Genomic DNA, 16881 nt, shown 5'->3' with positions numbered 1-16881 from the left:
TCACTCCATCACGTAGCGTTCGGCGGCCAGGTTGTAGAGCCTGCGCCAGAAGAAGCGGTTGAAGCCCACCACGGCCAGCACCATGGTCAGGGTGGCGGCCAGGAGCAGCGGGTAGTCACCGGCGGCCGTGGCCTGGGCGATGACCGAGCCCAGGCCCGTGGTGCTCACGTGCTCGCCGCCCGCCAGGGCGTACTCGGCCACGATGGAGGCGTTCCAGGCTCCGCCCGTGGCGTTCACTCCGCCCGTGACCAGGTAGGGGAACAGCGCGGGCAGGTAGAGCGTTTTCAAGCGTTCCACTCCCTTGATGCCGATGGTGTCGCTCATGCTGATGAGCTCGCGCGGGATGGTGGACGCGCCCGCCATCACGTTGAAGAGCATGTACCACACCGAGCCCATGAACATGAGGAACACCGAGGCCACGGCAAGCCCGCCCGGGGCCTGCATCAGAGCCAGGAGCACCACGGGGAAGAGCGCGGTGGACGGGATGGAGGCCATGATCTGCACCAGCGGCAGCCCCACCCGGGCCACGCGCGGGTTGAGCCCGATGGCCAGGCCCAGGGGGAGCGTCAGGGCCAGGGCGATGGCCAGGGCGGTCCAGACCCGGGCCAGGGTGGCGAGCAGGCCCACGAAGATCTCGTACCACTGGCCTGCGGGCACGCGCACGATCATCAACGCGGCGTGGAAAGCCCCGTAGGCGCACGCGCAGGCCAGGGGCACGCCCACTATCCAGGCCCAGGCGTGCCCGCGCCTGGCCGCGCCCTCGCGGCGCTCCAGGGGCAGAAGCCCGGACATGAACGCGTCCACGCGCTCGAGCGCGCCCTCCACCACGGTCTCGATGAACCAGCCGATGAGCCGCGAGGAGCGGGCCGAATCGAGCACCCAGGACGTGGGCGGGTGCTCGGCCTCCATCATCTCCAGCTTGAAGCGCTCGGCCCAGGCCATGAGCGGGCGCCACACGAAGATGTCCAGGATGACGATCACCGCCACAAGCGTGCCCACGCCCCAGGCGATGGCCTCCATGTCGCCCTTGGCCGAGGCCTCCTGGAGAAAGGCCCCGAGCCCGGGCAGGCGGAAGTCCTTCTGGCCCACGGTGAACATCTCCGAGGCCATGAGGAAAAACCAGCCACCGGCCCAGCTCATCATGGAGTTCCACAAAAGGCTTATGGCCGCGAAGGGCAGCTGGAGCACCCGGAACTTGAGCCAGGGGTTCATGCGGAAGATGCGCGCGGCCTCGGAGTATTCCTTGGGGATGGTGATGAGCGACTGGTACCAGCAGTAGGTCATGTTCCAGGCCTGGCTGGTGAAGATGAGCACGATGGCCGAGAGCTCCACGGCGAGCTGCGTGGGCAGTATGGCCGTGAGGCTCAGGATCACCACGGGCAGAAACGACAGGAGCGGAACGCTCTGGAGCACGTCCAGCACGGGCAGCAGCACCGCGCGCGAGCGCGGCCCGGACGCGGCCATGGTGCCGTAGGTGAAGGTGAAGGCCAGGGAGAGCAGGTAGGCCGCGAACATCCTGCCGACCGAGAGCAGCGCGTACCAGGGCAACTCCGAGGGGTCCGAGGAGATGGCCGGGCCGGGAACCTCGGGCGGCGAGGACGCGGCCATGCGCGTGGCCGCGTACACGAGCACGGCCAGCACCGTGAGCACGATGGCGTCGGCCGCGGTGAAGCCCCTCCTGGGCGTTATGGTCTGGTGTATGGCGCGCATTGTTGCCTTTTCCGGTCGGGCATGGCCGGGCTACCCCCAGGGCGGATCGAAATCAAGCCCGGATCACGCTTTCCGGGCGCGCGGGCTACCTTCCTCCCCCAGGCAGGCGGCAGCCCGGGGAGTTTCCCGGCGCGACCCTGCGCGGCCCATCCAGGACGCCCGTCCCGGCCGCGCGGGCAAGGCCCCTGACGAGCCCCGTGAAGAGCACGTGGTGCGGGAAATACATTCCCCACCAGTAGGCGAGCCCGGCAAGGCCCCGGGGCTGGAAGCGCGCCCGCAGCACAAGGCGCGTCCCGCCTGCCGGGGCCGCTTCAAGTTCGATCTCCAGCGCCCCCTCGCCCGGGGACTTCATGGCCGCGAGCAGCACGAGCCTTCGCGGCGGCTCGCAGGCGTGCACGCGCCAGCAGTCCAGGGCGTCGCCCGGCAGCAGGCAGGCCGGGTCGCGCCTGCCGGGCCCCAGGCCCACCCCGCCCATGAGCCGGTCAATGAACCCGCGCAGCTTCCAGAGGACGTCCGCGAAGTACCAGCCCCGCTCCCCGCCGATGGACTCCACCGCGGGCCAGACCGCTTCGGGCGCGGCCGCCAGGCGCGCCTCGTAGCGCATCTCGTAGACCTCGCCCCCAGCGTAGGGCGCATCCCCGCAGACCACCCACTCGGGCGCGCGCACCTGCCCGGCGTCGGCCCAGCAGGTGGGCACGAGGCGGTCCTTCAGCTCGCGGCGCGCGGCCCGGAAGGTCTCCTCGCAGGTCTGAAGCGGCACGGGCACCACCTCCCGGATGCGCGACTCGCGGCAGACGACCTCGTTTCTCAGCCCCTCGATGAGCGGCTGGGCCACCGCCGCCGGGACCGGCGTGACCAGGCGCACCCACAGCGAGGACAGGCGCGGGGTCAGGAACGGCACCGCGATGATGAGGCGGCGGGGCAGGCCCGCGACCCTGGCGTAGAGTTGGAAGAGGTCCTCGTAGGTGAGGATGTCCGGCCCGCCGATGTCGTAGGCCTGGCCTGCGGTCTCGGGGTGCTCCAGGCAGCCCGCCAGGTAGTCCAGCACGTTGCGGATGGAGATGGGCTGGCAGCGCGTGCGCACCCAGCGCGGGGTGATCATCACGGGCAGGCGCTCCGTGAGCGAGCGCATGAGCTCGAAGGAGGCGCTGCCCGCGCCCAGGATTGCGGCCGCGCGCAGAAACGTCACGGGCACCGGGCCGGAAGCCAGGACCCTGGCCGTGTGCAGGCGCGAGCGCAGGTGGTGCGAGAGCCCCGCTTCCTCGTCGCCAAGCCCGCCCAGGTAGATGATGCGCTCCACGCCCGCCTCCGCGCAGGCCGCCGCGAAGTTGCGGGCGGAGTCCTCGTCGGCCTTTGCGAAGCCCTCCCCGGCGGACTGCATGGAGTGCACGAGGTAGAACGCGGCGCGGCATCCCGCCAGGGCCTGGCGCAGGCTTTCGGGGTCCAGCATGTCGGCCCGGGCCAGCTCGCAGCCCGGGTGGAAGGCGAAGGGGCGGCAGGAGAGCTTGTCCAGGGAGCGGGCGACTGCCCGCACTCGGTGGCCGCGCGCGAGGAGGAAGGGAACCAGGCGGCCCCCGACGTAGCCGGTCGCGCCGGTGACGAGCACCGGCCGGGTGTCATCCGTGTTTTGCATTGGCGGGTCCGTGGCCGCGCTGCGGCCGGTTTGCATGGATGCCCCGCCCGGAGGATTCCGGGCGCAACCGCGCATCCTTGCGGGGGAAAGTAGCCTGAAAGGGGGCGGCAGGCAAAGCGCGGGAGCGAAAAAAAGCCGCGCCGGGCAATTTCCGCGTTGACACGGACCGGGCGCGGGGGTAAATGACGGCCCTTCGCGTCGGGATGTAGCGCAGTCTGGGAGCGCACCTGAATGGGGTTCAGGGGGTCGGAGGTTCAAATCCTCTCATCCCGACCAGAATTTCCCCAAGAAAATGGCCGGTTAACTTTCGTTAACCGGCCATTTTTCTTTGTCTCCAGTGTGGCAATTCCCGCGCGCCTCCTCCCGCACGATCCTTCCCCGCCTCTTTGCAGGGCGTCCTCCGAATTATTTACATGTTGAGCTCTTGGCACTAAACGCCTAAGCTAACCCTTCGAAACCTTACGGCCAATTCAGCAGTGCCCCCCTACCCCTAGGAAAGGTTTTCGGCATGAAACGCGTTGTCTCACTCGCCGCCTTGTTGATCCTCACCATTCTCATCGTCTCCGCCCAGGCCGACGCCGCAGGGCAATTCAACCAGCTCATCGGGTTTGGCGACAGCACCCTGGATACAGGGTATTTCCGCTATGCTTCAACGGGAAACGCGTCGGTCAACGCGGCTCTCGTCTCGGCCATCGCTGCCGGGGCCCAGGGCGGGTTCGCCGGGCCGGGCGTGATGACCACCACCATGCTGGGAGGCCGCCTCGGCCTGGGCGCCCAGCCGGTCAGCGCCGGGGGAACCATCTCCGCCAATGGCGCCGCCTATACGACGCTCCTGAGCGCCACCCCCGGCGGCCCCGCCATCCCGGGAAGTCTGCCCGGGAACGTGGCCACGACCCAGCAAATCGCCAATTACCTCGCCTCCGGGGGAGGCGCGGCAAACCCCAACGCCCTGTATGTCGTCAACACCGGCAACAACGACCTGATCTTCGTGCAGAGCCAGAGCGCGGCCTGGATCGCCGCCAACCCCACCTTCCTAAACGGCGTGGCCGTCCAGCTCACTCAAGGCGTGGCCGCCCTGCAAGCGGCCGGAGCCCGCACCATCATGGTGCCCAACACCTTCTACGCTTCAGCCCTGACCGGCCTTGGCGGCGTCGTTCCCGTCGCCAACGCAGAGGCGTACGCCAGGGCCATCGACTACGGGAACACGAAGTGGGCGTATCTTTCGGCTGCGGGCGTGCGCTTCATCCCCGCGGACCTCACCAGCCTGTTCCGGTTCGTGTCCATGCAGCCCGCGCTGTTCGGGTTCACGCCGTCCTCTGTGCTGGCGTCCAACGCCCCTTCCCCGGTGGCAGCCCTGGTGACCAGTTGGGACGACATCACCCCCCTCCAGATGCAGACCTATCTCTTCATCGACGGCAAGCACCTGACCACCGCGGGCCAGCAGATCGAGGCGGATTACGAACACAGCCTGCTCATGGCGCCAAGCCTCATGTCGCTCTTGGCCGAAGGCCCGGTGCAGGGAGGGCTTTCCCGCGCGGCCACCATCCAGGGCCAGATCGACATGTCCGGGCAGCACCGTGGCGACACCGGCATAAACGTCTGGGCCAGCGGCGGGATAAGCTCGCTACAGATCAAGAACTACTCGGGATTTGCGGATGATACCGGTACCCCGTTCGTGGGGAGCGTGGGCGCGGACTACCAGACCTCCTTCGGACTCATCCTGGGCGCGGCCTTCGCCGCCGGAACCCAGACCCAGAACTTCTCGCAAGGCGCGGGGCATTACGATCAGAACGACCAAACCATAAGCCTCTATACCGCCTACAAATACGGCCCGGTGTGGGGCGACGCGACGGCTTCGTACGGCTTTCTCCAGGACAAGACCACCCGCAACGTCCCCCTTGGCCTGTTCATGGACCAGAACAGGGCCGACACCACCGGCTACTCCCTGGGCCTGGCCCTGCGCCTGGGCGGAGACCTCAAATGGGGACCGATCACCACCGGGCCGATGGCTGGCCTGGTGCTGCAACGGGTGACCATCAAGGGCTTCACCGAATCCGGCACAAGCGGCGTCACCGCCCTGTCCTACGGAGAGCAGAAGCGCGAGTCCGCCGTCACCCAACTGGGCTGGCGGGCCCTGGCGGACGTGGGAAGATGGCAGCCCTTCGCTCAGGCCGCGTGGAACCACGAACTGGCCGACACCAAGCGCAAGGTGAAGGCCGCGCTCACATCCACGGCCGCCCCGCCCTTTTCCATGGACGCAGTGCCCGTGAACACCGACTGGGGCACGGCGACGTTCGGCACCTCCTTCAAGGTGAGCGAGCGGGTGATGCTTCGGGCGTCGTTCTCGACCATGTTCTCGAACCCGCAGATGGCAACCTACGGCGGCGAGTTGGGGGTCAACGTCAGCTTCTAATGGCGTTGCGCCTGGCTGTTTTGCTAGAGATACTGGCTTTACCCGCCCCCCGTTGCAGAAAACCTGAAGCCGTCCACCGATGAGGTCTTTGGCAGGTGTCATAATGAACCCAGGGTAAGCAGCCCTTGTTACCATGGAGCATGACACGCCATACCCATCGTGACGAATCCCAATCCATGCTGGCGTGATGCGCCCCATTACCACCTCACCCATGCCCGGCGGCACCGGAAGGCGCTACTCGGACCCGAAGGGCGACTCGATCAACGCGGCAGCCAGAGGGCGTCCATCGGTGGAGCGGAAAATGGTTCCTGTCCGGGTTCTGGCGATTCCAATCGTCTAGTTTTGTACAACAAAGAGGCAAATGATCGCCCCGCAAGGCGCAGTGCGCGTCGAAGGGCAAGAAGTTCAGGCTTGGGATCAGGCTTGGCTTCGACCTTGAACGAAATGGAAGGACAACCGCAGGAAGACCCGGAATGTCCCGGCAAGGGCAAATTTTCTCCGAAGGATGTTGGCTTCAAGCTCAAATAGCGTGCTCTTTCAAATTAATATCGACGACACATGCGTGATGGGTTCAGGGGGGCGGAGGTTCAAATCCCCTCATCCGGGCCACGAATTTCCCCAAGGAAAAGGCCGATCAGCAACGAAAAGCTGACTGCTCTTTTTCTCGTTTTTCAGCGGCCTCCAACATCACCTTGGCGATCACTTCCTTGAGCGCCCCGATGTCCACGGGTTTTGCGATGTAGTCAGTCATGCCTGCCGCGAGGAAGGTTTCCCTGTCCCCGGCCATGGCGTATGCCGTGAGGGCGATGATCGGGATTTCGCGCACCCGCGTGAACCGGTCATCGAAGCGGATGGCCCGCGTGGCTTCAAGCCCGTCCATCTCGGGCATTTGGATATCCATGAGGATCAGGTCGAATTCGTCGCTGTCGAGGACTCTCAGGGCATCCCGCCCATTCACGGCCCCTGACACATGGTGCCCGGCCTTTTCCAGCAGTCTCTTGACCGTGAGCCTGGTCACCGAGTCATCCTCCGCGAAAAGGATGCGCAGCCCGACGCGTTCAAGCCGGGCAACGTATTCCGATGCCGTAACGAGCAATTCCTGATCCTGCTTGGGCATCTTGAAGGGTATGGATACGTAGATGGAGGACCCCTGGCCCGGTTCGCTCTCGATGGCAAGCTCCCCACCCAGGAACCGCACCAGCCGGCTCGCGATGGCAAGCCCCAGTCCGGCCCCCTGGTAACGGCGCGCGTAGGCTTTCTCACCCTGGACGAAGGGCTCGAAGATGCTCTTCATCTGGTCGGCTGGGATTCCAACGCCTGTGTCATGAACGATGAACAGCACATGCGGACAGCCTTCGCGCAGGACCGGGAGCGCGAAGGCTTCGACCCGGACCCCGCCCTTCTGGGTGAATTTGATGGCATTGCCCACCAGGTTGCAGAGAATCTGGCGAACCCTGACCTCGTCGCCCACCAGAACCCGCGAGAGGTGCTCGTCCAGGTCGAATTCGAACGAGAGATCCTTGTCCTTGGCGGCGAGATTGAACAGGTCCAGCACTGCCTCCTTGAGATTGCCCAAATCGAACGCGGCCTCTTGCAGGGCCAGCTTCCTCGCCTCGATCCGCGACAGGTCCAGGATGTCCGACAGCAGGTTGGCCAGCCGCCTTGAGGACCGGATGGCCGTCAGGATGTACTCGCTCTGCTCGCTGTCGTGGGCAGTCGTCTGGAGAAGTTGCAGCATGCCCAGGATCCCATTCAGCGGAGTGCGGATTTCGTGGCTCATGTTGGCCAGGAACTCGCTTTTGGCACGATTCGCGATTTCGGCCGCCTCCTTGGCGTGCCGGAGTTCCTCTTCCATCAGTTTGCGTTCGCTGATGTCCTTGACCACTGAAAGCATGCACGCCTGGTGTCCTATCTCCATGAGATCGACGGAAAGGATCACCGTGCGGACTTCGCCCGACTTCGCCTTGAGCCTGGCTTCCAAATCCCTGACCCTGCCGTCCCTCGCGAGAAGCGCCCTGAAACTGGCCCGTTCCGCCTGGTCGGCCCAGATGCCGAGCTCGGGAACGGTCCTGCCGATGACCTCTTCCCGGGCATAGCCCATGAGTTTGAGGAAGGCCTCGTTCACATCGAGGTAGCGCGCCTCACGCACGGAAACGAGCACCACGGGCTCCGGGTTGGACTCGAAAATCCTCTTGAACTTCTCTTTGCTCTCCCGCAAGTCCTCTTCGGCGAGTTTACGTTCGGTGATGTTCTCGTGGGAAACCACGGCCTTGGCCGGCCCGTCGTCAGGAAAGGGAGTGACCACCGCGCAGAACCAGCGCTTTTCGCCTGGAGAGTGGCACGGGTACTCCAAGGAGAAGTGGGAGGATTCCCCTGCCAGAACCATACGTATCCCCGCAGCAGCGCGCAGCGCCACCGCAGCGTCATCTCCGGTGGCCTGCTCGCAGACTTCGAGGTAGTTCGTTCCTTCGCTCACCTCGCCGGGATCGCTGCCATTTTCCCTGGCGAATCCCCTCCAGGATGCATTGACCATAAGTATGGTGCCGCCTCCATCAAGGATGGCGATGGAGGACGTGAGCCCATAAAATCCGCCGCGCGCGAAATATCCGGCATCAGCCCGCGCCTCGGCGCCGGAAGTGGCCGAGGAAGAACGGCTTTTCCCATGCACTGCTTTTGTTGATCCTGCTGGCATAGAACGGGTATCTCCGAACACCCTTTTGGCTTGGTGGTGCAGTAGACGTTTGAACCTTTCCCCATGGCCGGCAGGACACGCAGGGCCAGGAAACCACACCGGACAAGTACAAATTTCTTGATAAACATACCATAAAACAATGCCGCAAGGAAGCATGTGGCGAACAATCGCCTCCGTGTATCACAGAATGCGAATCACAAGGGCCGCAGACGATTTTGGTAGGGAATGCCCGAGACGTGTGAATGTGCTTGAGAGTCTTTCGACCTGTTCCGGGAAGAGGTCGAAAGCTGGGCTGCCCCCTACTGCCGGCTTCACCTCTGGCGGCGTTGCCACAAACTGTCGGCGGCACCGCGCCAATTGCCCAAAGACCGCTTCAGGCCCTTCGCGTCCCTCTCCGCGCCAGCCAAGTATACACCGCATACGACCCGCAGACCGCCAGGATGAGCGGATACAGAAAGTCGTGGGAGAAGTGCGTGAACTCGTAGACCAGCACCACGGCCGTGACCGGCATGTTCATGGAGGAGGCCAGGAAGGCCCCGGCGCCGACGATGGCCATGCTGGCCGGGTCGATGGCCGGGAAGGCCAGGTTCCACGCCCCGGCGGTCACTGTGGCCAGCATGGCCCCCAGGGCCATGCCCGGCGTGAGCAGCCCGCCCCCGGCCCCGGCGCGCAGGGACGCCGTGACGGCCAGAAGCTTCAGCGCGAACAGCGCCGCGGCGGCCCCCGGCGTCAGTTCATCGTAGAAGCCCAGCTGGATCGGCCCCTTGCCGTTGCCCAGAAGCTCCGGGAACGGCACGGCCAGGAAGCCCAGCGCCAGAAACAGCGTTAGGCACGAAGGGATCATGCGCCTGTCCCGCGGGGCGCGCTCGCGCGCCCAGGCCACGCACCGGACGAAGCCGAACGCCGCCGCGCCGAAGAGCGGCCCGGCAGCCAGGGACCACGCCACCAGCGGGGCGGAGATGGCCTCCGGGGCGAAGGCGTAGGACGGCACGTCGCCAAGCCCGATCCAGGCCACCATGGAGGCGATGCACGACGTGGCCAGGGCCGGGAGCACGGACGAGAAGCGGAACGTGCCGAGCAAACCCTCCAGCGCGAACAGCGCGCCCCCGAGGGGCACGTTGTACACGGCCGCCAGCCCTGCCCCGGCCGCGCTGGCCACCAGGGTCCGCGCCTCCCCGTCCGTGAGCCTCATCGTGCGCGCGAGCCATCCGGCATAGGCCGCCGCGATCTCCCTGGGCGCCCCCTCCCGGCCCAGGGGCGAGCCCAGGCCCACGGTGACGATCTGCAACAGGGCGTGCCAGGTGGTGGCCGCGAGGGGCATCCGGTGGCCTTCGGCGTCGACGGCCTTGCGGACGGAGACCAGCGGAGCCAAGCGCCCCCGCACCAGCCACCAGCCGACCCCCGCCACCAGGCCGCAGGCGCAGAGCGCCGCGACCCGGCGCGCCGGGCTCGCGGCCGAGACCCCCTGAAGGAAGCTCGCACCGCCGTTCAGACGGAACAGGTCGTAGCCGAAGGCCACGTGCTGGACCGCGCGGAGCAGCAGGGCCAGGCCCATACCGGCGACCCCGGCCAGCACGCCCGTGGCCACGGTGGCCACGGCCAGGGCGGCCGGGGAGGACGGGCCTGGGCCGCCGAATCGTTCATTCATGGGACGCCCCTTCGCCTGAGCGGGGTCGGGCCGGCAAGCGCCTGCCTGGCGACCATCCCGCCAGCCTCGCTTCCGAATACGCCAGGGCGGGGCGCGCTGGCAAAGAAATACAGGGACGCGGCTCCCTTTGGACCCGGGACGCCTCGAACCCTTCCGCCCCGGCCACGGATTCCCCCGGGGAAACTAGGCGGCCAGCGGCAAAAAACGCCTCCATTTCTTTTCCCGAGGCCAGCGGCCATGCAACCGGAGCCAGCCAAGACAACGTTTGTAGGTTGCGCACGTCTTCATCTCCCCGTCAGGCCTAGGCACCACGGCAACCCGCCGTTGCAAGCGCCGCACGGTTTATATTTGCGCTTTCAGCTGGATACGGTTACCTGACATCGTCTATATTCTGCTCGCCAGGATTTTGCGGCGTGCCCAACGCCAAGACCGGCGCGACTGCACATTCCCGGCTTGGCTTATTTTCCGGACTCCAGACAAACGGCCGCCCCGCCATGCTGTTCCCGGGGCCTACCCGGCACAGCGAGCGTGTCTTGGAAACAAAACGAATCACCACCCTGGCCCTGGTCGTCCTCGTTTCGTTCGCGGCGGCCTGCATCAGCACGGATTCCGGCGCGCTCCGCAGGGTCGACGACTGGTGCCAGGACGTCTACCACGTCATCGCCGGGAAGAGGCACGACGCGACGCACAGCGTGATAGCCTCGCTTGACGACGCGACCCTCGCGGCCCACCCGGACACGCCGCTGGTGTTCTGGGGCCCGATCTACGCCAAGGCGCTCACTCGGCTGAGGGCCGCCGGAGCCCGGGCCGTGGCCCTGGACATCCACCTCGGCATCACCCCCACCCAATGGCTGCAAACGCTCGGCATCGCCTCGCTGGCGGCCGTCGACCTGCTGGACTACGACCAGGATTTCGACCTCTCCCTTTCGGAGGGCAACGTTGTCCTCGCCGCGAACCTGGTGCGCGTGGGCGCGGAGATCAAGGTCCGGCTTCCGGCGGCGGAGTACATGAACGCCCTGTCCGGCGGCCCCGCCAGCACCGGCCTGACCACCCTGAACCGCGACCCGGACAACCGCGTGCGGAAATTCGTCCTGGATTACGAACTGCTGGACGCCGCGCCCGCTCCCCGGCGCTGGCCCACGTTCGCGGCCGCCGCGGTCCTCAAGGCCCAAGGCGAGGAGGCTGCCTCCCCCTGGCATGACCTGGCGCGCGAACGGCCCATGCCGATCTCCTTTTGCGGCCCCCCGGGCACGATCCCCCGGGTGTCCCTGTCCTCCGTCCTGCGCGAGGGCGGGCTCACGCCGCAGGAAGAGGCCCTGGTGAAGGGCCGAATCGTCTTTGTCGGGGTCGAGTTCGAGGGGGCCTCCGACCGTTTGCCCACGCCGTACTCCCCGAGCTTCGCCGGGTTCGGCCACCGGGACATGAGCAACGTGGAGATCCATGCCAACATCGCGGAAACGCTCCTGAACCCCGGGAGGGTCAGCGCCGCCCCGCTGTGGTTCGCCGGGCTGGTCTGGCTGCCCTTCCTCGCGGCCTCCGCCTTCGCGTGCGACCGCTACACCCCGCTGATGGGCAACGGGGTCAAGCTGTTCGTGATCCTTGCCGGGTGGGCCACCGGGCTCCTGTTCTTCCTCGGCGGGGTGCTCCTTCCGGTGGCCGGGCTCGCCCTGGGCCAGAGCTGCGTGTACATCGGGATCGGCGGGCTCCGGATGACCAGGACCGAACGCGCCCGCGCCCAAATGAAGGCCATCTTCGGGAAATACGTCTCCGCGAGGGCGCTGGAGCAGATCCTGCTGAGCGGCGAAGCGCCCGAGCTCGGCGGGGCCCGCCATCCGGTCACGGTGCTGTTCTCGGACATCCGCGATTTCACCGTCCTGAGCGAGCGGCTCACGCCCGAGGACGTGGTCAGCCTCCTCAACGCCTATCTTCCCGACGTCTGCGGCGTGGTCGAAAAAAACGGCGGCATGGTCAACAAATTCATCGGCGACGCGGTGATGTGCGTCTTCTGCCAGCCCCTGGGCTGCACCGGCCACGCCCGGCAGGCCGTGCTCACGGCGCTCGAACTCCAGGACCTGGCCGCGCGTTTCCGGCAGGACGCCTCGCGACGCTTCCCCGGGCTCGGGCCGGACTCCTTCCGCATCGGGGTCGGCCTGCACACGGGCGAGGCCCTGCTCGGCAACATCGGCTCGCCGGAGAGGATGGAGTTCACCGTCATCGGGGACACCGTCAACACGGCCTCCAGGCTCGAAGGGCTGACCAAGGACCTCGGCTGGGCTATCGTGACCAGCGAGGAGGCGTTCCTGGCCGCCGGGCCGGGCGTCCTCGCCGGGCGCAGGGCCGTCCGGCACGTCAAGGGCAAGAAAGAGGACGTGGCCGTGGTCGAGATAGTCGGGATCGAAAAACACCAGGAGGCCGCGTGAAGAGAGTATCCGCCGCTTTCGCCCTGCTGGCGCTCGTCCAGCTCGTCCTGCTCCGGGCGTCCTTCGCCCAGGGGCCGGTGGCCTGCATCGTGTCCGGGCTGGACGGCGATGTCCTCCTCAAGCGCGAGGCGGGGCAGCCGCAGTCCCTGACCAAGTACAAGAAGCTGCTCGCGGGCGACTCCGTCGAGTTGCCCAAAGGGGCCTTTCTCCGCCTGAGCTATCTGCCGCTGGGGAAGGCCGAGGACTGGCAAGGCCCGGCCAGGCTGAAAATCCAGCCCCACGAGGCCCTGGACCTCGAATCGGCCCAGAAGCCGGTGGTCGTCAGCCTCGGCGTCGACGTGGCCTCAATCAAGGAGTCCCCGCTGCTGCGCGAACAAAAGGAGCTGGTGTCCGGCCAGTTCAACGTGCGCACGCTCAACGCCGGCAAGGGCGCGGACTCAGGGCCCGGCGCGCGCAAGCCCGCCGACGCGCCCCTGGACGGCGCGCAGAGGAAGGAACTCGAGAACCTGAAGCGCCAGTACGCGCTCCTCATGAAGAAGATGCCCGCCGGGGACGCGACACCGCACCTGTATTATCTCGCGGGCCTCCAGCGACTGGACCAGAAGGCCGCCATGGCGGAGCACATCGCCCGGCTGCTCGCCTCCGAGAAGGACAACCCGGGCCTCGCGGCGCTGCTGCGGTCGTTATGATGCGCCACAGAGCCCAACGGCCTTTCCCGGGCGCATGCCGCGCCCCCGGCGGACGGCTCCCCTGGCGGCTGCCCCTGTTCGCGCTCCTCGCGGCGCTCCTGCTCGCCCTCCCCTGCCGCGCCGGAGAGCCTTCCCCTGTCGGGGCGCGGCCGGTGCGGACCATGGCGGTGATGCCCTTCGATTCCCTGGGCGGCCCCGAGGGCGGCGCGACGGGGAGCGGCCTGGGCAGGATGGCCTCTGAATACCTCACGGCCGCCCTGGCGCGCAGCGCGGCCGTGGCCGTGGTGGAGCGCGCGAAGATCGCCCACGTGCTCGACGAGATGGAGTTCGGCCCTTCCGCCAAGGGCGCAGCCGGTGTCGCGCAGAAACTCGGGCTGATGGCCGGGGCCGACGCCGTGGTCGTGGGGTCGGTCTCGAGCCTGCGCGGGGAATTGCGCCTCGATTGCCGCGCCGTCTCCGTGGCCGACGGGGCCGTCCTCGCCTCGGCCTCGGCGTTCTCCGACGCGGGCCTGAAGGGCCTGTCGCGCGCGGCCGACCAGGTCGCGGCCGTGCTCGTCAGGGTCGCCGCGGGGCCGGTCCAGGGAGGGGAGGGCAAGGCGGGCAGCCTGTCGGTCAGCGTGGCCGCCAGGTCCGGCGAGGGTGGGGAACTCGTGAGCGTGATGCCCGGGGACACGCTCCTCTCCGGCACGCAATACAAGGTCGTGCTCACGCCGCATCAGGACGGTTATGCGTATGTATTTCAGGTTGACAGCCACGGGGGGGTGTTTCAACTCTTCCCCATGGAGAGCTTCGGAAACACCCGGCTGGGCAACGCCAATCCGGTGAAGGCCGGGGACACGGCGGTCCTGCCCGCCCGCGACAAGGCCTTCGTCCTGGACTCCTCGCCGGGGCAGGAGCGCATCCTCGTGTACTTCTCCCCCGGCCCCGACCCCCGGCTGGAGGCCATCGGCGCCTCGCTGCGCAAGGGACGCCCCGCGGGCGGCGTCAAACGCGAGCTGCTGCACGGCGCCGTGCGCTCCAGGGGTTTGGGGGCCATCGTCACGGACCAACCGCTGGACATCTCCTGGACCGGCGGCGCCCCCCTCCCGCTGAAGGCCAAGAGCTTCGGCCTGGAGCCCGGCCGGGGGGCCTTCATGCTCGATTTCAACCACCAATGAACGTCCCTGCGTGGTGCTTCCTTCTCCAGGCGGCGCTCGTGCTGTCCGCCTGCGACGCCGCGGCGCGGGAGCTCGCCTTCCCCACCACCCCGGAGGAAATCCAGCGGGAGTTCCTGCGCCCGCCGGACAGGGGGCTCAAGTCCGTGGAGCCCGACCGCGCCAGGGTGGGCGCCAGGATACACTTCGAGCACGATTCCGCGTCCATCGGCAAGCAGTCGTGGGCGCTGCTGGACTCGTTCGCGGCCGCGCTCTCCAGCGGCCTCTCCGGGAAACGGTTCCTCGTGGTCGGCCACACGGACAGCACCGGGCCGCCCGCCTACAACCTCGAACTCTCCAGGCGCCGGGCCTCGGCCGTGCGGCAATATCTCGTCCAACGGCACGGCATAGACCCCTCGCGCCTGGCCGCCGAGGGGGCGGGGGCCTCAGAACCCCTGGCCGGCAACGGCTCGGACTCCGGGCGGTCCATGAACCGCCGCGTGGAATTCATCATGAAAAGCGACAGGGAGCCATGACACATCTCCACCGCCTCGGCAGGGCCCTCCTTCTGGGGGCGCTCGCGGCCCTGCTCGCCGCCGGCCCGGCAGCGGCCGAATCCCGGCACGCGCTCGTGATCGGCAACGGCGGCTACAAGGACGCCCCCCTGAAGAACCCGCCCAACGACGCCACGGCCATGGCCAAGGTGCTCCGGGGCCTCGGGTTCGAGGTCATCGAGCTCATCGACGCCAGCCAGGCGCAGATGAAGAAGGGCCTCGCCGCGTTCGGGGAACGGCTCAAGGAGGACAGCGTGGGGCTGTTCTACTACGCAGGGCACGGCGTCCAGGTGAAGGGGGACAACTGGCTCATCCCGGTGGACGCCGACATCTCGACCGAATCCGACGTGGAGTTCGGGGCCTTGTCGGCCTCCCAGGTCATCGGCAAGATGGAGGACAAGCAGAGCTCGGTGAACATCGTCATCCTCGACGCCTGCAGGAACAACCCCTTCTCGCGCGGCTTCCGCTCGGCGCAGCGCGGCCTCGCCCTGATGAACGCGCCCCGGGGCACGCTCATCGTCTACGCCACCGGCCCCGGGCAGGTGGCGTCCGACGGGTCCGGGAGCAACGGGCTGTTCACGCAGTACCTGCTCCAGGAGCTGCCCAAGCGGGGGCAGAGCATCCAGGACACGATCTTAAACGTGCGCGTGCGCGTGATGGACGACACGGGCAAGGCCCAGATCCCCTGGGACGCCTCCTCCATGACCAACAGGTTCTACCCCTCGGGAGAGCTCTCGAGCGACCCCAAGGAGGCCCTGGCGGAGCTGGCCAAGGAGCGTAGCAGGATCGAGGAACTCCAGAGGACCTCGGGGGGCTCGGCCATCCCGGTCGGCGACATGCAGCCCGGCCAGAGATTGTGGGTCGAACCCCGCGCCATGTACCGCGACAAGGAAAAGAAGATGTACCTGCGGCGCGACTCCGTGGCCTCCCTCCAGCCGGGCGCCACGGCCACCATGCTCCTGGAGCGGGGCCCCAAGGGCTTCAAGGCGGACGTCACCCGCTGCGATTACCGGTGGGACGACGTGGAGCGCCGGGGGCCTCAGGACCCCGAGGTGTCCGAGATAGTCTTCTCGCTCGGACCGGCCGAGATGGAGAAGGGCCGGAGGATGTGGACCACCCCGTCCGCGCTGTTCGCGGACTCCAACCGGAAACTCTATCTCAAGGGCGACGCGAAGATGTATCCGGTGCGCCTGACTGACGCGTTCTGCCTGTCGATAGAGCGGACCGCAGGCGGCTTCGCCGCCGACGTCACGGCCTGCCCGAGGAAGTTCCAGATGGACGTGGCCCCGGGCCCGAACGACCTGCCCCTGGCGGACGTCAGGTACAAGTGATACCGGCGCGCCGGTTCCCGACAACCCAAAGCGCAGGAGGTTTCCCGCGTATGACCCGTCTTCTCGCCCTGATCGTCCTTGCGGCCCTGTCCCTGGGAGCCGTCCCCCAGGCCCGCGCGCAGTCCGGGGCCACCCTGCCCCCGGAGTTCTTCCTGAAAAAGGACCAGGACAAGCAAAAGCCCCCCAAGCAGAACGGCGAGGAGAGCGCCCCGGCCAAGCCCCGCACCACGGGCACGAGCTCGGAGGCCACGTCGGCCACGAAGGGAAGGTTCACCCGGGACGGCCAGGGCATCATCACCGACAAGAAGACCGGCCTGCAGTGGTTCGTGGCCGAGGACCAGGACGTCGCCTGGACGCGCGCCCAGGCGTGGGCCCAGGGCCTGAGCGTGGGCGGGGGGGGCTGGCGGCTTCCCACCATGAAGGAGCTGCGCGACATCTACGGCTCCGGCGTCTACGTTCCGTCCGGGAAACGCTACTCGCTGAGGATCGACCCCGCCTTCCAGCTCGGCGGGTGCTGCCCCTGGTCCTCGGAGCTCAAGGACGCCCAATCGGCGCAGTACCTGCTCTTCAACGGCGGAGGGGAGAACGCGGGGAACAGGGAGACGGTCTCTTCGGGCAGCAGGGCCATGGCCGTGCGCTCGAAGCGCTAGGCCCGGAC

At 67.4% G+C, this 16881-nt stretch carries 11 protein-coding genes and 1 tRNA gene; 8 read left to right on the top strand and 4 right to left on the bottom strand.

From position 1 onward, the window contains the following. Both ACZ5V4_RS10315 and ACZ5V4_RS10310 read right to left on the bottom strand, forming a co-directional pair. The gene (locus ACZ5V4_RS10315) at positions 1 to 1710 is read right to left on the bottom strand and encodes an ABC transporter permease (protein ID WP_464314769.1); all 1710 of its coding nucleotides are present in this window, start codon (positions 1708 to 1710) and stop codon (positions 1 to 3) included. Positions 1711 to 1795: 85 nt separating this feature from the next. Then, complete coding sequence (locus ACZ5V4_RS10310) at positions 1796 to 3343, bottom strand: SDR family oxidoreductase (RefSeq protein WP_464314768.1); 1548 nt, start codon at positions 3341 to 3343, stop codon at positions 1796 to 1798. A gap of 199 nt (positions 3344 to 3542) precedes the next feature. Between ACZ5V4_RS10310 and ACZ5V4_RS10305 the strand changes: the two genes are divergently transcribed. Both ACZ5V4_RS10305 and ACZ5V4_RS10300 read left to right on the top strand, forming a co-directional pair. Next, positions 3543 to 3619, top strand: a tRNA-Pro gene (locus ACZ5V4_RS10305). A gap of 232 nt (positions 3620 to 3851) precedes the next feature. Then, a complete protein-coding gene (locus ACZ5V4_RS10300) occupies positions 3852 to 5756 on the top strand; it encodes an autotransporter outer membrane beta-barrel domain-containing protein (RefSeq protein ID WP_464314767.1) in 1905 nt (634 codons plus the stop codon). Between the two features lie 634 nt (positions 5757 to 6390). On the opposite strand, the gene ACZ5V4_RS10295 is transcribed toward ACZ5V4_RS10300, so the two are convergent. Beyond that, positions 6391 to 8448, bottom strand: a complete 2058-nt coding sequence (locus ACZ5V4_RS10295; RefSeq protein ID WP_464314766.1) for a PAS domain-containing hybrid sensor histidine kinase/response regulator — start codon at positions 8446 to 8448, stop codon at positions 6391 to 6393. Positions 8449 to 8821: 373 nt separating this feature from the next. Further along, the gene (locus ACZ5V4_RS10290) at positions 8822 to 10096 is read right to left on the bottom strand and encodes a chloride channel protein (RefSeq protein WP_464314765.1); all 1275 of its coding nucleotides are present in this window, start codon (positions 10094 to 10096) and stop codon (positions 8822 to 8824) included. A 533-nt stretch (positions 10097 to 10629) separates the two neighbouring features. Between ACZ5V4_RS10290 and ACZ5V4_RS10285 the strand changes: the two genes are divergently transcribed. The 6 genes from ACZ5V4_RS10285 (at position 10630) to ACZ5V4_RS10260 (ending at position 16873) form a co-directional block, all read left to right on the top strand. Continuing rightward, positions 10630 to 12516 (top strand): CHASE2 domain-containing protein, encoded by a 1887-nt coding sequence (locus tag ACZ5V4_RS10285; protein WP_464314764.1) that lies wholly within the window; start codon positions 10630 to 10632, stop codon positions 12514 to 12516. Further along, on the top strand, positions 12513 to 13205 hold the full coding sequence (locus tag ACZ5V4_RS10280; protein ID WP_464314763.1) for a hypothetical protein: 693 nt from the start codon (positions 12513 to 12515) through the stop codon (positions 13203 to 13205). The genes ACZ5V4_RS10285 and ACZ5V4_RS10280 overlap by 4 nt, the downstream gene beginning before the upstream one ends. A gap of 161 nt (positions 13206 to 13366) precedes the next feature. Next, positions 13367 to 14362: a DUF4384 domain-containing protein gene (locus ACZ5V4_RS10275; RefSeq protein ID WP_464314762.1), complete on the top strand. Its 996-nt coding sequence runs from the start codon at positions 13367 to 13369 to the stop codon at positions 14360 to 14362. A gap of 38 nt (positions 14363 to 14400) precedes the next feature. Beyond that, a complete protein-coding gene (locus ACZ5V4_RS10270) occupies positions 14401 to 14874 on the top strand; it encodes an OmpA family protein (RefSeq protein WP_464314761.1) in 474 nt (157 codons plus the stop codon). Beyond that, entirely contained in the window at positions 14871 to 16223 is a 1353-nt protein-coding gene (locus ACZ5V4_RS10265) for a caspase family protein (protein WP_464314760.1), read from the top strand. The genes ACZ5V4_RS10270 and ACZ5V4_RS10265 overlap by 4 nt, the downstream gene beginning before the upstream one ends. 50 nt (positions 16224 to 16273) lie before the next feature. Further along, positions 16274 to 16873, top strand: coding sequence for an Lcl domain-containing protein (locus ACZ5V4_RS10260; protein WP_464314759.1), 600 nt, complete (start codon positions 16274 to 16276; stop codon positions 16871 to 16873). Positions 16874 to 16881 lie beyond the last annotated feature (8 nt).

Source organism: Fundidesulfovibrio sp. YSD1, from assembly GCF_055397115.1.
Note: the sequence above shows the minus strand (reverse complement) of the source record. Positions and strands in the feature narration are given on the sequence as shown.